The organism is Stenotrophomonas sp. YJH_SMC_130 (assembly GCF_059369035.1).
The window spans coordinates 17,829-33,068 of record NZ_JCAFSH010000019.1 but is presented as its reverse complement, the minus strand read 5'-3'; the positions used below and the strand labels follow the sequence as shown (position 1 = coordinate 33,068).

Here is a 15,240-nt window from a genome sequence, read left to right as displayed (position 1 = left end):
TCGCGCTGTACGCCGGTTTCGTGCAGTCGCGCTGAGGCGCCGGCGACAGCGTGGGCGTCAGCGCCGCTTGCCGCGGCGTGCAGGGGCCGGCGGCGGAGCGTCGGAACGCGGCTTGGCGTACTGCGCCCACAGCGCCGGCAGTGCCTTGCCGGTGTGCTTCTGCCACAGCGCCGGTGCATAGCGGCCGTCGCGCAGGGCCTTGTCCAGTGCGAGCACCAGTCCCGGGTGTTCGGCGTCGGCCCACTTCAGGAACGCACCGGTCACCCGGTAGCCACTGTCGAAGTTCTGTCCCTTCTCGACCTTGCCCGGCAGTGCCCAGCCCGCGGCGGCATTGTCCATGCCGTAGCGGTCGCGTGCGTAGTCGGCGATGCCCTCCACCAGCCAACCCGGCACCCGTGCGTCGCCATAGCCCGGATAGCCCTGCACGATGTGCATGGCCTCATGGGTGACCAGGTCGATGTCGTTGGGGTGCTGCGCCAGCCAACCCGGGTTGATGGTGATCGTTGCGGCCTGGTCCTTGTCACCGACGAAGGCGATCCCGGTGTAGGCCGGGTCGATCACGATGCGCACCATCGACGGCGCGGCCGGGTGGAAGTCCGCACGTTCGCGCAGGTAGGCGAAGTAGAACGTATCGATGATCCGCTTGCGCTGCGGCGCGGCCAGGGCGCCACGGGCGTCCTGGTAGTTCAGCGTCACGCCGTCGCGGGTCAGCTGCGCATCAAAGGCCTGGGTCTGGCCGAAGCTGGAGAAGGAAAGGGCAACAAGGGCCAGAGGCAGCAGACGGTAGCGCATGGGGCTCATTGTACGGCGCTGGGCGCCAACAGTTCGATCTCCGCCAGCGGCAGCCGGCCCGGTGCGGCCAGGCGCAGCCGATACTCGCTGTAACGACCGGGTTTGGCGATGCGGAACGGTCGGGTCTGGCGGGCAGACTCGAAGGCTTCGCCGCTGCGCTGGTCGAGCACGATCCAGCGGCCGTTGCCACTGCGCGCTTCCAGCGTCCATTCGCCGCCCTGGATGCGGCCGTCACCGCTGGTGAGCGTGTACATGGTCGGCACGCCGTCGCCCAGGCCGGTCAGTGCGATGGTTGCGCCGCCGCCCAGGCCGACGGTCGTGGCGGCATCGTCGTCGACCAGCGCTGGCAGGGCGCGACCATCGGCCAGCGTCGCCTTGGCGCCACTGCCGAGCAGGTCGTGCAGCAGCTGCGGGCGCTGGCCCCGCGCGGTCAGCGAGCGCGGCACATCGTCCACGCCGCTGCCCCAGCGCGAAGGCTGCGGCCCCATCACGAAGTCCAGCGTCGCGCCCTTGGCGATCAGCTCGTGCGGCACCCAGGTCTTCGTCCACGGCTTGCCATTGATCTTCAGCGACTGCACGTAGACGTTCTCGCGTGAGTTGTTGGCCGCGTTCACGGTCAGCACCGCACCGCCCTGCAGTTCCACCCTCGCATGTTCGAACGCCGGTGAACCGATCACGTACTCCGGGGCGCCCATGCGCAGCGGATACAGGCCCAGCGAAGCCAGCACGTACCACGCGGAGGTCTCGCCGTTGTCCTCGTCGCCCGGATAGCCCTGGCCGATCTCGCTGCCCACATACAGCCGCGACAGGATCTCGCGCACGTGCTGCTGGGTCTTCCACGGCTGCCCGGCGTACAGGTACATCCATGGGATGTGGTGCGCCGGCTGGTTGCTGTGCGCGTACATGCCCATGCGCACATCGCGCGCTTCGGTCATCTCGTGGATGGTGCCGCCGTAGGATCCGGCAAACGCGGGGTCGGCGGTTTCCGGGGTGGAGAAGAAGGCATCCAGCTTCGCTGCCAGCTTGTCACGGCCACCATAGAGCGCGGCGAGTCCTTCGCCATCGTGGGCGGCGGTGAAGGCGAAGGTCCAGCCATTGGATTCGGTGTAGTCGTGGCCCCACACGCGCGGGTCGTAGGCCTTGGCGTCCACGCGCCACTGGCCATCGGCCTTGCGGCCCTGGAAGAAGCCGGCGGCCGGATCGAACATCGTCGCGTAGCTGGCGGCGCGATGGCGGAAGTAGTCGGCCTCGGTGCTGTAGCGCTCGCGTGCGGCCGGCGTGGTCGCGCGTTTGGCCAGGGCCTCGGCCATGTTGGCGATGCCGAAGTCATTCAGTGCGCCTTCCATCGTCCACGACATGCCTTCGTGCACGTCCGCGCTGGCATAGCCACGGAAGGTCGAGCGGTCCATGCCCTTGCGGCCGACGTGGCGGTCGGGGGGGACCACGGTCGCGTTCTTCAGCGCGGCCGCGTAGGCCTCTGCCGGATCGAAGCCACCGACGCCTTTCAGCCACGCATCTGCAAATGCCACGTCCGAGCTGGTACCGACCATCAGGTCGGCGTAGCCCGGCGACGACCAGCGTGCGATCCAGCCACCGGCACGGTACTGCTCGATGAAACCCTGCACCATCTGCCCGGCATCGTCGGGCGTGAACAGCGCATAGGCTGGCCAGGTGGTGCGGAAGGTGTCCCAGAAGCCGTTGTTGACGAACACCTTGCCATCGCGCACGCCGGTGAAGCTGCGGTTCGCGCTGCCCTCGGTGTTGTCGTCGCTGGCGCTGGCCTGGTTGGCGTAGCGCCAGTCAGGCGCGGCCGCGCTGCCGGCATTCTCGTGGCCGGAGTTGGGATACAGGTACAGCCGGTACAGGCTGGAATACAAGGTGGTCTTCTGGTCGTCACTGGCATTGCCGATGTCGAAGCGGGCCAGGCGCGCGTCCCATGCATCCTGCGCACGGCCGGCCACGCTTTCCAGCGTGTCGGCGGCGGCGATTTCCAGCGCCAGGTTGTGACGCGCCTGTTCCACCGAGATCAGCGAGGTGGCGATACGCATCGTCACCTGCCGGTCGCTGCCGGCATTGAACTTGATGTAACCGGTCGGGCGGTCGGTGTCGAGGCGGCCGCTGCTGCGCCACGGCTTGTCGAAGCTGGCCACCACGTACATGCGGCTGGCGCCGTTGGACAGGCCACTGCGCGTATCGGTGTAGCCGCTGAGGGTCTGCGTGGCCGTGTCCAGGGTCAGGCCACCACGCGCATCGACATTGTCGAACAGCAGGTTGGCGTCGCCGCCCTCGGGGAACTCGAAGCGGAACAGCGCGGCATGGTCGGTCGGTGCGATGGCAGCAGCGATGCCATTGTCGAAGCGCACGTCGTAGCGGTAGGGGCGCGCGCTTTCATGACGGCGGTCGAACGACAGCGCGCGCTTGCGGCGGTCGGCGTCCGGCACGCCACGGCTGGCCGAGGGCATCACCTGGAAGGTCTGGCGGTCGCCCATCCACGGGCTGGGCTGGTGGCTCAGTGCCAGTGCCTGCAGCTGCGGGCGGTTCTGCGCATCGTTCTGTTCGTTCCAGCGGTACAGCCAGTTCAGTGCGCCGGCGTCGGTCACCGGGGTCCAGAAGTTGAACCCGTGCGGCACCGCCGTGGCCGGGAAATTGTTGCCGCGCGAGAAGGTGCCGTTGGCCTGGGTGCCGCGGGTGGTCAGCACCCAGTCGGAGACGCGCTGCGGCCGCTGCCGCGGTTGGGCATCCAGGCGCACGTCATCAATCCAGCCAGAGACCGGCGCGCCCTCGGCGCTGGCCACCTCCAGCTCGATCGCCACCACGCGGCGGCCCTTCAGCGTGGGCACGTCGCCCAGCCGCACCGCCTTGCGGGCCCACTGTTGCGGGTACAGCGTCTTCGATTCGCCCTGCGCGCGCGCGCCGATCGCCACGCCATGCTGGTCGCGTGCCGCACCGGCCGAGACGCGGCTGCCATCGTCCAGCAGCAGGTCCAGCGATACATAGGTCGAGGCGACGGTGTCCTTGCCGACGATTTCCGGCAGCACCAGCCACGACAGCGTGGTATCGGCCTCGATGGGCAGGTCGGCCTTGAACAGTTCGCGCCGCGCGCTGCCGCCTTCGCTGCTGTAGCGCAGCGCATGCAGGCCGCTGTAGCCGGCGTTGCGCTTGGCGGCGTAGGGCGCGGCCGGTCCATTGCCGATCGTGACCTGCAGCGCACCGGTGGCCTGCGCCGGGACAGGTTCGCCCGGTTCGAACGAGGTCTGCAGCCCCTGCGCCCGCGCCGGCATCGCAGGGGTCGCACAGGCCAGGGCCAGGGCGAGCGGAAGCAGGGCGCGGCGCGGATCGGACAGGGTCATGCAAGGGTCTCCCGGAAGGGCTGGCGGCGGGCGAACCCGCATCGGCGGACACCACGGACAGCATCGCTCCGCCCGCCAGGCTGGCAGTGGAAGAGGCGATGCCGGTCCGGTGGGGGCGGGCCATGCGATCGGGTTGGATTGGGTGGGTCGAGGTGCGACCTGGCCCGATCCTGCAACAGCCGCCGCGCGCTGGCAAGTGCCATTTAGTTCGATCCAAATGCGGGAAATATCGCTGGAGTCGATTCTGGCGAGCGAACCTGCCGGAACGACCGCGAAATCCCCGGAATCACCGCCGCCCGGCGTGCGGCGGGGAGATGCGAGGCATCGGCGGCGGCGTGCAAAGGCCCGTTGCGGGGCAATGTCGTTGCGGCCCAGATGCTAGAATCACAGGCCTCGCAACCCGTTCACCGAATCCGCCATGAGCCATACCGCCACCGCGCCCGCCAACGCCGAGAAGCGCTACACCGTGCACCGCAGCGATCTGCCGTTGAGCTGCCCGACCCCGGAAATGGCGCTGTGGAACTCGCATCCGCGCGTGTACCTGCCGATCGAGGACGAGCCCAACGGCGAAGCGCAGTGCCCCTACTGCGGGTCCGTGTTCGTGCTGGCCGACTAAACGGCGGCCCCTTCGATGCGCCGATTGACCGTGGTGCAGTTGCTGCCGGCGCTGCACTCCGGTGGTGTCGAGCGCTCGACCCTGGAAATCGCTGCGGCCCTGGTTGTCGCCGGCCATCGCGCGCTGGTGGTGTCTGCCGGCGGCCGCCTGGTGCAGCCGCTGCTGGACAGCGGTGCCGAGCACCTCACCCTGGATATCGGCCGCAAGTCGCTGCTGACCCTGCGCCATCTGCCGACCCTGCGCCGGCTGTTTGCCGAAGTTGGTGCGGACATCGTGCATGCCCGTTCGCGGCTGCCGGCCTGGTTGGGCCTGTACGCGATCCGCGCCATGCCCGCCGCACAGCGCCCGCATTGGGTGACCACCGTGCACGGGTTGAACTCGCCCAGCCGCTACAGCGCGGTGATGACCAGTGGCGAACGCGTGATCTGCGTGTCCAACACCGTGCGTGCCTACGTGCAACGCCATTACCCGACGGTGCCGGAAGAAAAACTGCGGGTCGTACCGAGAGGTGTCGACGTCAACCAGTTCCCGCGCGTGGCGCGCGCCGACCGCCGTCCGCGGCTGGCCCTGGCGGCCGACTACCCGTGGCTGGCGCAGGTTGAGGGCCCGCTGCTGCTGCTGCCGGGGCGCGGCACCCGACTGAAGGGCCACGCCCACGCGCTGCAGCTGCTGGCCGACGTGCGTGCCGCCGGCGTGCCTGCCCAGCTGTGGATGCTGGGCACCGACGAACCCGGGCGCGAGGCCTACGTGGCTGGCCTGCGCCGCCAGGCCGCGGCGCTGGGCGTGGCCGAGGCCGTACAGATCAGCACGCCTACCGTCCGCATCGCCCAGGCCTACGCCGCCAGCGATCTGGTGCTGCAGCTGTCGGACAAGCCGGAAGCCTTTGGCCGCACCGTGCTCGAGGCGCTGTCGGTCGGCCGCCCGGTGCTGGGCTGGGACCACGGTGGCGTCGGCGAACTGCTGCAGCAGCTGCAGCCCAGCGGTGCGGTGCCGCTGGGCGACGCGCACGCGCTGGGTGAACGTGCGCTGGCCCTGCTGGCGCAGCCGCCGTCCCTGCCGACCCGCATCCCGTTTACCCTGCAGGCCATGCAGCGCGACACCCTCCGCCTCTATGCCGATCTCGCCGGCTGACCCCGCTGCCATCGTGCGCGACGACCGTGCCGGGCGCTGGGCGCCCTGGTGGGTGCTGGCGTACGTGGCGATGTGGCCGCTGCCGGGCATTGCCGAAACCGTGCTGGGCCTTGGCGCGGTCTATGCTGCCGCGCGCATGGTGATGCGCCGGCTGCAGCGCCGCCCGCACCTGTTGAGCACGGCGGCGTGGGCGCTGACCTCGATCCTGTTCCTCGGCTACTGGCTGCCGCAGGCGTTTTCGGCCATCGATGCGATCGACCCTTCGGCCTCGTGGACCAAGGCGGCCGCCGGACTGCGCTACCTGCCCTTCATGTGGCTGGTGGCGATCGCGGTGGCCACGCCGGAACGGCGGCGCTTGACCTTCGGTGGCCTGGCGCTGATCACCGGCGTGTGGACGCTGGACGCGCTGGTGCAGGCGCTGGCTGGCACCAGCCCGTGGTTCTGGTCGCTGGAACACCTGAAGCTGGCCGTGAGTGGCCAGGCGCTGTGCCCGGCCGACGAAGCCGCACTGGCCGACCGCCTCAGTGGCGCGCTTGGGCCCTGCAATCTGAAATTCGGCCAGGTGCTGGCCAGCCTGTCACCGTTCCTGCTGCTGCCGATGGCGCGGCGTTTCGGCAATGCAGGGTGGTTGCTCGCCGCTGCGACACTGGGGTGCGTGCTGCTGCTGGCAGGTTCGCGCGCCTCGTGGATCACCTTTGTGCTGGTGCTGGCCTACAGCGGCGTGCGCCAGTTCGGCTGGAAGCGGCTGCTGCTGCTGGCCCTGGTGGCAGCGCTGGGTACGGCCGCACTGACAGCGGGCGTGCCGCAGCTGCGCGAGCGTGTCGCGCGCACGGCGCAGGCATGGAACGAAGACGGGCAGGGCGTTGACGAGGCCCTTTCGGGGCGCGCGCGCATCTGGACCGCGGCGGTGTGCATGATCGAGGAGCATCCGGTCAACGGTGTCGGTGCGCGCGGCTTCCGCGATGCGTATCCGGCCTGCGTGTCAGATGAGGGCCCCGCCGTGTGGGGCAACCAACCGGCGTTGCACGCCCACCAGATCGTGCTGGAAATCCTTGCCGAGACCGGCGTTCTGGGCCTGCTGCTGTGGTTGGCGGCGGTGGCGCAGGCCTGGCGGGCCTGGCGCTATGCCCCGGCGGCTGCGCGTGATCGCGCCCGGCCGGCGATGCTGGCGCTGGCGGTCACGGTGTTCCCGCTCAATACGCACCTGGCGTTCTATTCCGCTTTCTGGGGTGGCCTGACGGTGCTGCTGGCTGCGTTGTTCGCCGGCAGCCTGCTGGCGCGGGACGCGGGCGACACGCCGACGGTGGTCTGATCGTCCATCCACGCATGGCGCGGCTCTACTGCATGTACCGGACGGAGCGTGCTTTGGTAGATCCACGCCATGCGTGGATGGAGCATTCCCGACGCACCGCTATTTGTAGAAATCACTCCGGCCGCCGGGCTGGCGCTTGAAGCGGCGGTGGATCCACAGGTACTGGTCGGGAGCCTCTCGCACCATCGCTTCGATGGCCTGGTTGACCCGGGTGGTATCGGCTTCCACATCCTCGCTGGGGAAGTTCTCCAGCGGCGCGCCGATCTTCAGGAAGTACTTTCCGCCTTCGCGCCGGTGGAAGTACGGAATCACCGCACAGCCGGTCATGCGTGCCAGCTGATGGGTGGCGGTGATGGTCGAAGCGGTGTGGCCGAAGAACGGCACGAATACGGTGTCTTTGCCCCGCATGTCCTGGTCTGGCGCGTACCAGAGGAAGCCGCCCTTCTTCAGGTGGCGCACGGTCGCGCGGATGTCCTCGTTGGCGAACATCGCCTTGGCATAGCGCAGGCGGCCGAACTTGACCGCCCACTCATACACCGGGTTCTTGTGCTTGCGGTACATGCCGGAAAGATCGACGTAGTCGCACAGCAGGCGGCCGCACATCTCCAGGGTCATGAAGTGGCCGGAGACCAGCAGGACGCCGCGGCCTTCGGCCTGCATCTGCCGCAGGTGTTCCAGGCCTTCGACCCGTACCTGCGGGCGGATGCTGTCGATGCTGCCCCACCAGGCGCGGATGCACTCGAACACGCCGACGCCCAGCGCATCGAAACTGTCGCGCACCAGGCGCTGCCGCCACGCTTCGTCCTTCTCGGGGAAACACAGCTGCAGGTTGACCTCGGCGGCGCGGCGGCGGCTGCCGAGCAGGCGCCAGGTGATCCAGCCGACGCCCCGGCCCAGCGCGCGCTGCAGCATCCACGGCAGGCGGGCGATGGCGAAGGCGCCGAACATGGCGGCGAACATCGGCCAGTTGCGCGGATCGCGCAGCGACGGGCGGACGGCGGTGGAGGCATCTGACATGGGGCCATTCTACCAAGGCGGCCGCGTGTCTTTCCCGGGGGGCTCCCGTATCCTTGCCGCATGCGTAAAGACCCTGTCGAATGGATCCTGCGCGGCCTGTACTCGGTCGTGCTCTATATCCTGCTGCCGATCACCGTGTACCACCTGGTCTGGCGCGGTTTCCGGGTCCGTGAGTACTTCCGGCGCTGGGACGAACGCTACGCCTCCTATCCGCAGCCGACCGGCCAGCCACGGGTGTGGCTGCACGCGGTCTCGGTGGGCGAGGTCAATGCCGCCGCGCCGCTGGTCAATGCCCTGCGCCAGCAGCGCCCGGACATCCGCTGGGTCATCACCACCATCACTCCGACCGGCTCCGAGCGCGTGCGTGCGCTCTGGGGCGACGCGCTGGACCATGTCTACCTGCCGTACGACGTGCCGGGCAGCGTCAACCGCTTCCTCGGCCATTTCCAGCCCAGCCTGGCGCTGATCCTGGAAACCGAGTTGTGGCCGAACATGCTGTTCGGCTGCCGTGACCGTGGTGTTCCGGTCTACATCCTCAATGCCCGGTTGTCGGCGCGTTCGCTGCGCGGCTACCGGCTGCTGGCCGCATTGATCCGCCGCGCCCTGCGCACCGTCACCTGCGTGGCCGCGCAGTCGCAGGACGATGCCGAGCGCTTCGTGCAGCTGGGGGCGGAGCCCGGCCAGGTGCAGGCACTGGGCAACCTGAAGTTCGACATCACCACGCCGGACGTGCAGGGCTTCGTCGAACAGTTCCATGCACGGGTGCCGGGCGCGCGCCCGGTATGGATCGCCGCCAGTACCCATGACGGCGAAGAGCAGGCGGTGATCGACCTGCACCGCCGCCTGCGCCAGCAGCATCCGGATCTGCTGCTGCTGTGGGCACCGCGCCATCCCGAACGTTTCCCGAAGGTGGAAGCGCTGGCGCGCGAACAGGGCTGGAGCGTGGCGACCCGCCGCGTGGACCAGTGGCCGCACGCCGCCACAGACGTGTTCGTCATCGATACCCTCGGCGAGCTGATGCCGTTCTACGCCTGCGCCCAGGTCGCCTTCGTCGGCGGCAGCCTGCAGGCCATCGGTGGCCACAACCTGCTGGAGCCCGCTGCGATGGGAACCGCGGCGGTGACCGGCCCGCACCTGCACAACTTCGCGGAAATCTCCCGGCGCATGCGCGAGGCCGGTGCGCTGCTGATCGGCGAAGATGCGCAGGCGGTGGGCGACCTGCTGCAGCATCTGCTTGAAGATGCGCAGGCCCGCGAGGACATGGCGCGTGCGGGCTGCACGTTGGTCAGCAATGGCCGTGGCGCGCTGCAGCGCACGCTTGCGCTGGTCGCACCGCACCTGCCACCGGCACGCGATTGATCCCGGCAGCGCGGCGTCGGCGGCGCTGCGCTGCGTTGTCGTGATCAACTTCATCAATTCTGCTTAGCGACGATTTTTCTGTCGTTGCTGGACCGACCCTGCCGATGGCAGCGTGCCTGCCATCACATCGTGGCGCACGCAGCACCGATTCTGATTCCGCAGGACGACGCAGGCTGCCAGCCTGCTGTCGACCGCGCTTGGGCGGATATCAAGGGAACTTGCGATGGACGGCGACAGGGGCAGGGACGGCACCGGTGGGGCGCGCTTGGGGATGGACCACCTGGCTGTGGTGGCACTGACGTTGCTGGTGGGCGGCAGCGTGATCGCGCTGGTGGGCCAGCACACGGCGGCACAGGCTGGCCCCGCCATCGTACTGAGCCTGTTGCTGGCCGCACTGGGGGCTGGCCTGGTGCTGTGCTGCCTGCAGGATCTGGTGCTGCGACTGCCGGCGGCCGATGGCCTGTACGGGCTGCTGGCCGCCAGCTGGGGGCCACGGGTGGCCGTCGTTCTGGGCACGATCCTGTTGCTTGAGCTGACGGCGACCACGGCGGGCGCGGCACAGTCCATGGCCCGCCATGTACATGCGGTGCTGGCTACCGGAGGCCTCCATGCCAACGACTGGCTGCCCGTGCAGATAGCGGCGGCCGTGGGCCTGCTGACGTTGAGCGTGCTCGCGTTGCTGCCGCCGCGGGGTGTGGCCCTTGCGGCCTGTGCGCTGCTGACGGTGAAGATCGGTGTGGGGGTGTTGCTGCTGGCGCTGGCGGCGCGTCACGTGCACTACGGGCATTGGATTCCCTGGCTGCCTCCGGCGACCGCGCCGTATCGCTTCGGGCTGGGGGGCGTGCTGGCGGCTGCGGTGCCGCTGCTGGGCATATTTGCCAGCGTGGGCCTGGCACTGGGCTTTCCTGCGCTGCGCCGCCAGGGTGCGATGTGGCAGCCGGCGGTGCTGGCGCTGGTCTCGTTGCTGGCGATGCTGCTGCTGATCGTGCTGGCAGCATTGCAGGCCGGGCTGGTCGAGTTTTCCGCGCTCGCCAGTACCCGGCCACTGGCCGTGGCGCTGCAGGTGCACCCCCAGCTGCAGTGGATGCTGCCATTGTTGCCCCTGGCCGGGGCAGCGGGCCTGGCCGCCCTGCAGTTGGTGCTGCTGATGCTGGCCGTCCGGTTGGCTACATCGTTGTGGCTCCGCGCAGCTGACGCGGCGGGACGATCCCGCACGCGCCTGAGCGCAATGGTGGTTGCGCTGCCGGCGGTGATGCTGGTGCTGGGGCTACCGCAGGGCACCTTGCCGGCGCTGCCGGGTCCGGCAACGCTGGTGGTGATGGCGGCGCTGTGCCTGGCGGTGCTGCGGCGGCGTCGGGATGACACCCCGCAAGGCGCAGCCGGCTGCGGGCTGATGATGTCGATGCTGGCCCCCTTGGCAGCCGCGCTGTGCGTGCTTGCGGCGTTGGAACGCCTGCGCGCATGGCCGGGCTGACGGTTCGTGGGGCCACGCCGGGGGGGGGCGCGTGTGGATGCAGCACCTGCAAAAAAGCCACCCTCGCGGGTGGCTTTTTCGTTGCAGGGGCGGCGACTCAGTGCGTGGTCGTGGCCGGGTTGCCCGCGTCCTGGGTCAGCAGTCGATTGACGTCCTGCAGTTCGGCCACGTCCAGCGCACCCAGCGACTGGCTCAGCAGCAGGCGGTTCTGCAGGAAGGTGTAGCGGGCCTGGGCATAGTCCAGCTGCGCCGAGAACAGGATGCGCTGGTTCTGGATCACATCCAGCACGGTACGGGTACCGACTTCCAGGCCCACCTGCGAGGCGTCGTACGCGCTCTGTGCCGAAACCACCGCCAGGCGGCGGGCTTCCACTTCGCTGATGCCCTGCATCAGGGTCTGGTAGGCATTGCGGGTATTGCGATCCAGGGCACGCTTCTGCTGCTCGTAGCCGTCCTGGGCGATGTCACGCTGCGCCAGAGCCTGGCGCACGCCGGACTGGGTGGCGCCACCGGAGAAGATCGGCACGCTCAGGGTCAGGCCGATGCTGTTGGTGCGCGCATCCGGCGACAGCGAACCGGCACCGGTGCTGTCGCCCCAGGTGGCGCTCTTGCCCCAGCTGCCGCCCAGCGACAGGGTCGGGTAATGGCCACCACGGGCAGCCTGCACGCCGGCTTCAGCGGCACTGACCTTCAGCTCCTGCGCCTTCAGCGCCGGATTCTGGGTGGTAGCCTGCTGCACCAGCTCGTCGATGTTGCCGCGGTTGGCCGGCACTTCCGGGCGGAAGTCCGCCGGCAGGCCACGCAGGTTGGTCACCGGCTGGCCGGTCAGTTCGGTCAGGGCCTGGTAGTTATCGGCCAGGGTGTTCTGCGCAATGATGGTGTTGGCGCGCGCCTGGTCGTACTGGGCGCGTGCTTCGTGCACGTCGGTGATCGGCGCCAGACCCACTTCCAGGCGCTTGTCGGCGAAGTCGAACTGCTTCTTCGCGGCCGCTTCATTGGTCTGTGCGGCGTTCAGCGATTCGATCGCCACCAGCACATTGAAGTAGGCCGCCGAGGTGCGCACGATCAGGCTGTCGTTGGCCGACTCGAGGGTGAAGTCCGCTGCCTTGCTCAGCTCACGCTGCGAACGCAGATTGTTGATCTGGGTCCAGTTGAACAGCGTCTGGCTGCCGTCGATCGCGTAGGTGCGGCGCTTGTTGGTGAACGAGCCGGAATTGGCGTCGGCGTTCGGCTCGCTGCGCGTGCGGTTCAGCGTGGCCTGGCCGTTGATCTGCGGCAGCAGGGCGGCACGCGCCTGCACGGCGCCTTCCTTGTCGTACAGCCGGGTCGATTCGGCGGCCGACAGCTGCGGATCGCCGTTGCGGGCCATTTCGTAGACCTGCAGCAGGTCGGCGGCATGGGCGGACAACGGCAGCAGGGCAGTGGCCAGCGCAACAGCGAGGGATCGGCGGATCATTGCGGCTTCCTTGGACTCAGAGGTGGAACTGGGGGGCCGGGGCGGCACCACGCAGGTAATCGATATCGGTCTCGAACAGGGACTCGGAGCTGCCGTCGGCCTTGACCAGCAGGGCCTCCATCGCCGGCGAGCGGCCGTGGATCACGAACAGGCGGCCACCCGGACGCAGCCACGAGGCGAACTGTGACGGCACCACGTCGACCGCACCAGTGACACAGATCACGTCAAAGCGGCGTTCGGTCTGCCAGGACAGGGCATCGGCCACTTCCACGCGGACGTTGCTGCCCAGGCCGGAGGCGTCCAGGCGGGCACGCGCAGCGGCGGCCAGCTCCGGGTCGATTTCCAGGCTCAGCACATCGCGCGCCAGCGCGCCGATGCAGGCCGACAGGAAGCCGCTGCCCGTGCCGATTTCCAGTACTTCGTCACCCGGCTGCAGGTCCAGTGCCTGCAGGGTACGGCCCTCGATGACCGGCTTCATCATCTTCTGGCCGTGGCCGATCGGCAGTTCGACATCGGCGTAGGCCAGTGCCCGGTGCGCGTCGGCGACAAAGGCCTCGCGCGGCAGGCGGGCCAGGACGTCGAGCACCTTGATGTCCAGCACGTCCCAGGGACGGATCTGCTGTTCCACCATCAGTTCGCGGGCGTGGGCGTAATCAATCGTCATGAGGTTCAAATCCAGCGCAGTGGGCCGGCCATTTTACCGGTGCCGGAGGCCGGCGGCGCGCCCAGAGCATCAGCTGCCGGGGGCCGGGGTCGCAGTGCCGGAAGTCATCGCGACCTCCGGTTCGTTCAGTTTTGGTTATTCAGCCGGTCCGGCCCCTCGCGGCGCGTAGGCGCGCAGGAAGAAGTCGATGCTGGCGGTCACGTGGGCAACAGGGTCGCATTCCACGGGTGACAGTGGCATGCCGCACATCATATGCATGTGCACTTCGCCCTTGACCAGGGTCAGGAACTGCTCGCCGGCCAGAGCACAGTCGGCGATCTCCAGTTCGCCACGTTCGGCGCGGGCGCGCAGGAAATCGGCCAGCGCCTCGCAGGTACGCTCGGGGCCGGCTTTCCAGAACAGCGCGCGCAGGCGTTCGTCGGTCTCCGGCGCCATCATCATGCGCTGGATCGAGATCGCCGCGTCGGAGGTGATCAGCTCGAAGAAGGCCAGGCCGATACCGATCAGCTGGTCGCGCAGCGGGCCGTCCGCGTCGGCTACGAACAACGCGTCGGGCAGCATTTCAATGCACTTTGACTGCACCGCCTCGGAGAACAGCGTCTCCTTGTCGCCAAAGTGGCTGTACACAGTCAGCTTCGAGACGCCGGCCTGAGCGGCGATGGTGTCCATGCTCACGCCGGTATACCCCTGTTCGATGAACAGTGCCTTGGCTGCTTCAAGGATCGCCGCGCGCTTGCCGAGGTCCTTGGGGCGCCCGGGTCCGGCGGCCTTGGCAGCGGGCTTGGCCGACGGCTTGCGGGAAATGTGGGAACTCATCGCGACAATACTAGACCAAGCGGTTCGATATTTATACTATACCGGCCGGTTTATTAAATTGGGCCGGCAGTCGCGGCTCCCTCCTTAGTTGCAACCCTGCGTTTCAGGACGTTGACCGATGAAGATCGTGCGCTGGATGGGCGGTATGGTGTGGATGGCTGCGCTGGCAGCCTGTTCGGGGCAGGAACAGGCGCCACCGGCGGCCGTACCGGTGCTGGTGGTTCACCCCGGCGAGCAGGCCGGGCAGGCGCCGGCGGCGTTCCCGGGCACGGTGCGTGCCCGGCAGGAAAGCCCGCTGTCGTTCCGCGTTGGCGGCAATCTGGTCAAGCGCCACGTCGATGCCGGGCAGCGGGTCAAGAAGGGCGACGTGCTGGCCGAGCTGGACGTGGCTGACTTCGCGCTGCAGGCCCGTGCCTCGCAGGCGCAGCTGGCGGCAGCCGAAGCCGATCTGGTGCGTGCCCGCGATGACCTCAAGCGTTACCAGGTGCTGGCCGACCAGCAGCTGGTCAGCCGCTCGCAGCTGGACCAGCAGTCCGCCGCGTTCAAGGCTGCGCAGGGCCAGGCCAACGCCGCCCGCGCCAACCTCGATGTGTTGCGCAACCAGGCCGGCTACGCACAGCTGCGCGCGCCGGCCGACGGTGTGATCGCCAGCCGCGAGGCCGAGGCCGGGCAGGTAGTGTCCGCCGGGCAGACCATCTTTAACCTGGCCGCCGACGGTGGCCGCGAAGTGCTGATCGACCTGCCCGAGGCCACCATCCGCGACTATGCGGTGGGCCAGCCGGTTGAGGTGGAGTTGTGGAACCGCCCCGGCCAGCGCCTGCCGGGCACGATCCGGGAGATCGCCGCCGCTGCCGATCCGCAGGCACGTACCTATGCGACCCGGGTCAGTCTGCCCGCCGATGCGCTGGCCGACGTCGAACTGGGCCAGAGTGCCCGCGTCTACAGCAGCGCCGGTCGCCACGGCACCCTGCAGCTGCCGCTGGGCGCGCTGCAGCGCGGTGCCAACGGTGCCGCCAGCGTATGGGTGGTCGATCCGGCCAACAGCACGCTGAGGGCCGCACCGGTTACCACCGGTGCGTTTGGCAGCGAGACGGTACCGGTGCTGTCCGGCGTGAACGCGGGTGACTGGGTGGTTGCTGCGGGTGGCCACCTGCTGCGGGCCGGTCAACCGGTGATCGCCGTGGACCGGCAGAACCGTCCCGTGCTGAAGCCGGCTACGCCGGCCGCTGCCGCCAAGGCCAGGGAGTAAGCCG

Annotated in this window: 12 protein-coding genes; 6 read left to right on the top strand and 6 right to left on the bottom strand. The window is 68.8% G+C overall.

Features of this window, described 5'->3' with window-relative positions:
* Positions 1–57: 57 nt before the first annotated feature.
* Both AC5P5V_RS16015 and AC5P5V_RS16010 read right to left on the bottom strand, forming a co-directional pair.
* Positions 58–801, bottom strand: coding sequence for a basic secretory protein-like protein (locus AC5P5V_RS16015; protein ID WP_049416677.1), 744 nt, complete (start codon positions 799–801; stop codon positions 58–60).
* A complete protein-coding gene (locus tag AC5P5V_RS16010; RefSeq protein WP_231352288.1) occupies positions 798–4,142 on the bottom strand; it encodes a GH92 family glycosyl hydrolase in 3,345 nt (1,114 codons plus the stop codon). Before AC5P5V_RS16010 ends, AC5P5V_RS16015 begins: the two co-directional genes overlap by 4 nt.
* A 418-nt stretch (positions 4,143–4,560) precedes the next feature.
* Here AC5P5V_RS16010 and AC5P5V_RS16005 point away from each other — a divergent pair, with 418 nt between their 5' ends.
* Genes AC5P5V_RS16005 through AC5P5V_RS15995 form a run of 3 tightly spaced genes read left to right on the top strand, consistent with a single transcriptional unit; the run spans position 4,561 to position 7,201 of the window.
* Positions 4,561–4,758 (top strand): zinc-finger domain-containing protein, encoded by a 198-nt coding sequence (locus AC5P5V_RS16005; RefSeq protein ID WP_005410967.1) that lies wholly within the window; start codon positions 4,561–4,563, stop codon positions 4,756–4,758.
* A 15-nt stretch (positions 4,759–4,773) separates the two neighbouring features.
* A complete protein-coding gene (locus AC5P5V_RS16000; RefSeq protein WP_231352287.1) occupies positions 4,774–5,889 on the top strand; it encodes a glycosyltransferase in 1,116 nt (371 codons plus the stop codon).
* Complete coding sequence (locus tag AC5P5V_RS15995; protein WP_134969511.1) at positions 5,870–7,201, top strand: O-antigen ligase family protein; 1,332 nt, start codon at positions 5,870–5,872, stop codon at positions 7,199–7,201. The genes AC5P5V_RS16000 and AC5P5V_RS15995 overlap by 20 nt, the downstream gene beginning before the upstream one ends.
* 99 nt (positions 7,202–7,300) lie before the next feature.
* On the opposite strand, the gene AC5P5V_RS15990 is transcribed toward AC5P5V_RS15995, so the two are convergent.
* Positions 7,301–8,218 carry an LpxL/LpxP family Kdo(2)-lipid IV(A) lauroyl/palmitoleoyl acyltransferase gene (locus AC5P5V_RS15990; protein WP_061479569.1) on the bottom strand — a complete coding sequence of 306 codons (918 nt, stop codon included), beginning with the start codon at positions 8,216–8,218 and terminating at the stop codon, positions 7,301–7,303.
* A 60-nt stretch (positions 8,219–8,278) separates the two neighbouring features.
* Here AC5P5V_RS15990 and waaA point away from each other — a divergent pair, with 60 nt between their 5' ends.
* Both waaA and AC5P5V_RS15980 read left to right on the top strand, forming a co-directional pair.
* Positions 8,279–9,577 carry a lipid IV(A) 3-deoxy-D-manno-octulosonic acid transferase gene (gene waaA, locus AC5P5V_RS15985; RefSeq protein WP_134968840.1) on the top strand — a complete coding sequence of 433 codons (1,299 nt, stop codon included), beginning with the start codon at positions 8,279–8,281 and terminating at the stop codon, positions 9,575–9,577.
* A gap of 223 nt (positions 9,578–9,800) precedes the next feature.
* Positions 9,801–11,051, top strand: coding sequence for an amino acid transporter (locus AC5P5V_RS15980; protein ID WP_134968841.1), 1,251 nt, complete (start codon positions 9,801–9,803; stop codon positions 11,049–11,051).
* Between the two features lie 97 nt (positions 11,052–11,148).
* Here AC5P5V_RS15980 and AC5P5V_RS15975 read toward each other — a convergent pair whose 3' ends face one another.
* The 3 genes from AC5P5V_RS15975 to AC5P5V_RS15965 all read right to left on the bottom strand — a co-directional run bounded on the left by AC5P5V_RS15975 (position 11,149) and on the right by AC5P5V_RS15965 (position 13,987).
* Positions 11,149–12,507 carry a TolC family outer membrane protein gene (locus AC5P5V_RS15975; protein WP_134968842.1) on the bottom strand — a complete coding sequence of 453 codons (1,359 nt, stop codon included), beginning with the start codon at positions 12,505–12,507 and terminating at the stop codon, positions 11,149–11,151.
* 16 nt (positions 12,508–12,523) lie between these two features.
* Complete coding sequence (locus tag AC5P5V_RS15970) at positions 12,524–13,171, bottom strand: protein-L-isoaspartate O-methyltransferase family protein (protein WP_049416694.1); 648 nt, start codon at positions 13,169–13,171, stop codon at positions 12,524–12,526.
* A 135-nt stretch (positions 13,172–13,306) separates the two neighbouring features.
* A complete protein-coding gene (locus AC5P5V_RS15965) occupies positions 13,307–13,987 on the bottom strand; it encodes a TetR/AcrR family transcriptional regulator (protein ID WP_134968843.1) in 681 nt (226 codons plus the stop codon).
* Positions 13,988–14,105: 118 nt separating this feature from the next.
* On the opposite strand from AC5P5V_RS15965, the gene AC5P5V_RS15960 reads away from it, so the two are divergent.
* Positions 14,106–15,236, top strand: a complete 1,131-nt coding sequence (locus tag AC5P5V_RS15960; RefSeq protein WP_134968844.1) for an efflux RND transporter periplasmic adaptor subunit — start codon at positions 14,106–14,108, stop codon at positions 15,234–15,236.
* Positions 15,237–15,240: the final 4 nt, after the last annotated feature.

What these genes read in the sequence shown, in the direction of transcription:
- AC5P5V_RS15960 (WP_134968844.1), top strand. Translation starts at nt 14,106, where the DNA reads ATGAAGATCGTGCGCTGGATGGGCGGTATGGTGTGGATGGCTGCGCTG.
- AC5P5V_RS15970 (WP_049416694.1), bottom strand. Translation starts at nt 13,171, where the DNA reads ATGACGATTGATTACGCCCACGCCCGCGAACTGATGGTGGAACAGCAG.
- AC5P5V_RS15995 (WP_134969511.1), top strand. Translation starts at nt 5,870, where the DNA reads ATGCCGATCTCGCCGGCTGACCCCGCTGCCATCGTGCGCGACGACCGT.
- AC5P5V_RS16015 (WP_049416677.1), bottom strand. Translation starts at nt 801, where the DNA reads ATGAGCCCCATGCGCTACCGTCTGCTGCCTCTGGCCCTTGTTGCCCTT.
- AC5P5V_RS15980 (WP_134968841.1), top strand. Translation starts at nt 9,801, where the DNA reads ATGGACGGCGACAGGGGCAGGGACGGCACCGGTGGGGCGCGCTTGGGG.
- waaA (WP_134968840.1), top strand. Translation starts at nt 8,279, where the DNA reads ATGCGTAAAGACCCTGTCGAATGGATCCTGCGCGGCCTGTACTCGGTC.
- AC5P5V_RS15965 (WP_134968843.1), bottom strand. Translation starts at nt 13,987, where the DNA reads ATGAGTTCCCACATTTCCCGCAAGCCGTCGGCCAAGCCCGCTGCCAAG.
- AC5P5V_RS15975 (WP_134968842.1), bottom strand. Translation starts at nt 12,507, where the DNA reads ATGATCCGCCGATCCCTCGCTGTTGCGCTGGCCACTGCCCTGCTGCCG.
- AC5P5V_RS16000 (WP_231352287.1), top strand. Translation starts at nt 4,774, where the DNA reads ATGCGCCGATTGACCGTGGTGCAGTTGCTGCCGGCGCTGCACTCCGGT.
- AC5P5V_RS16005 (WP_005410967.1), top strand. Translation starts at nt 4,561, where the DNA reads ATGAGCCATACCGCCACCGCGCCCGCCAACGCCGAGAAGCGCTACACC.
- AC5P5V_RS15990 (WP_061479569.1), bottom strand. Translation starts at nt 8,218, where the DNA reads ATGTCAGATGCCTCCACCGCCGTCCGCCCGTCGCTGCGCGATCCGCGC.
- AC5P5V_RS16010 (WP_231352288.1), bottom strand. Translation starts at nt 4,142, where the DNA reads ATGACCCTGTCCGATCCGCGCCGCGCCCTGCTTCCGCTCGCCCTGGCC.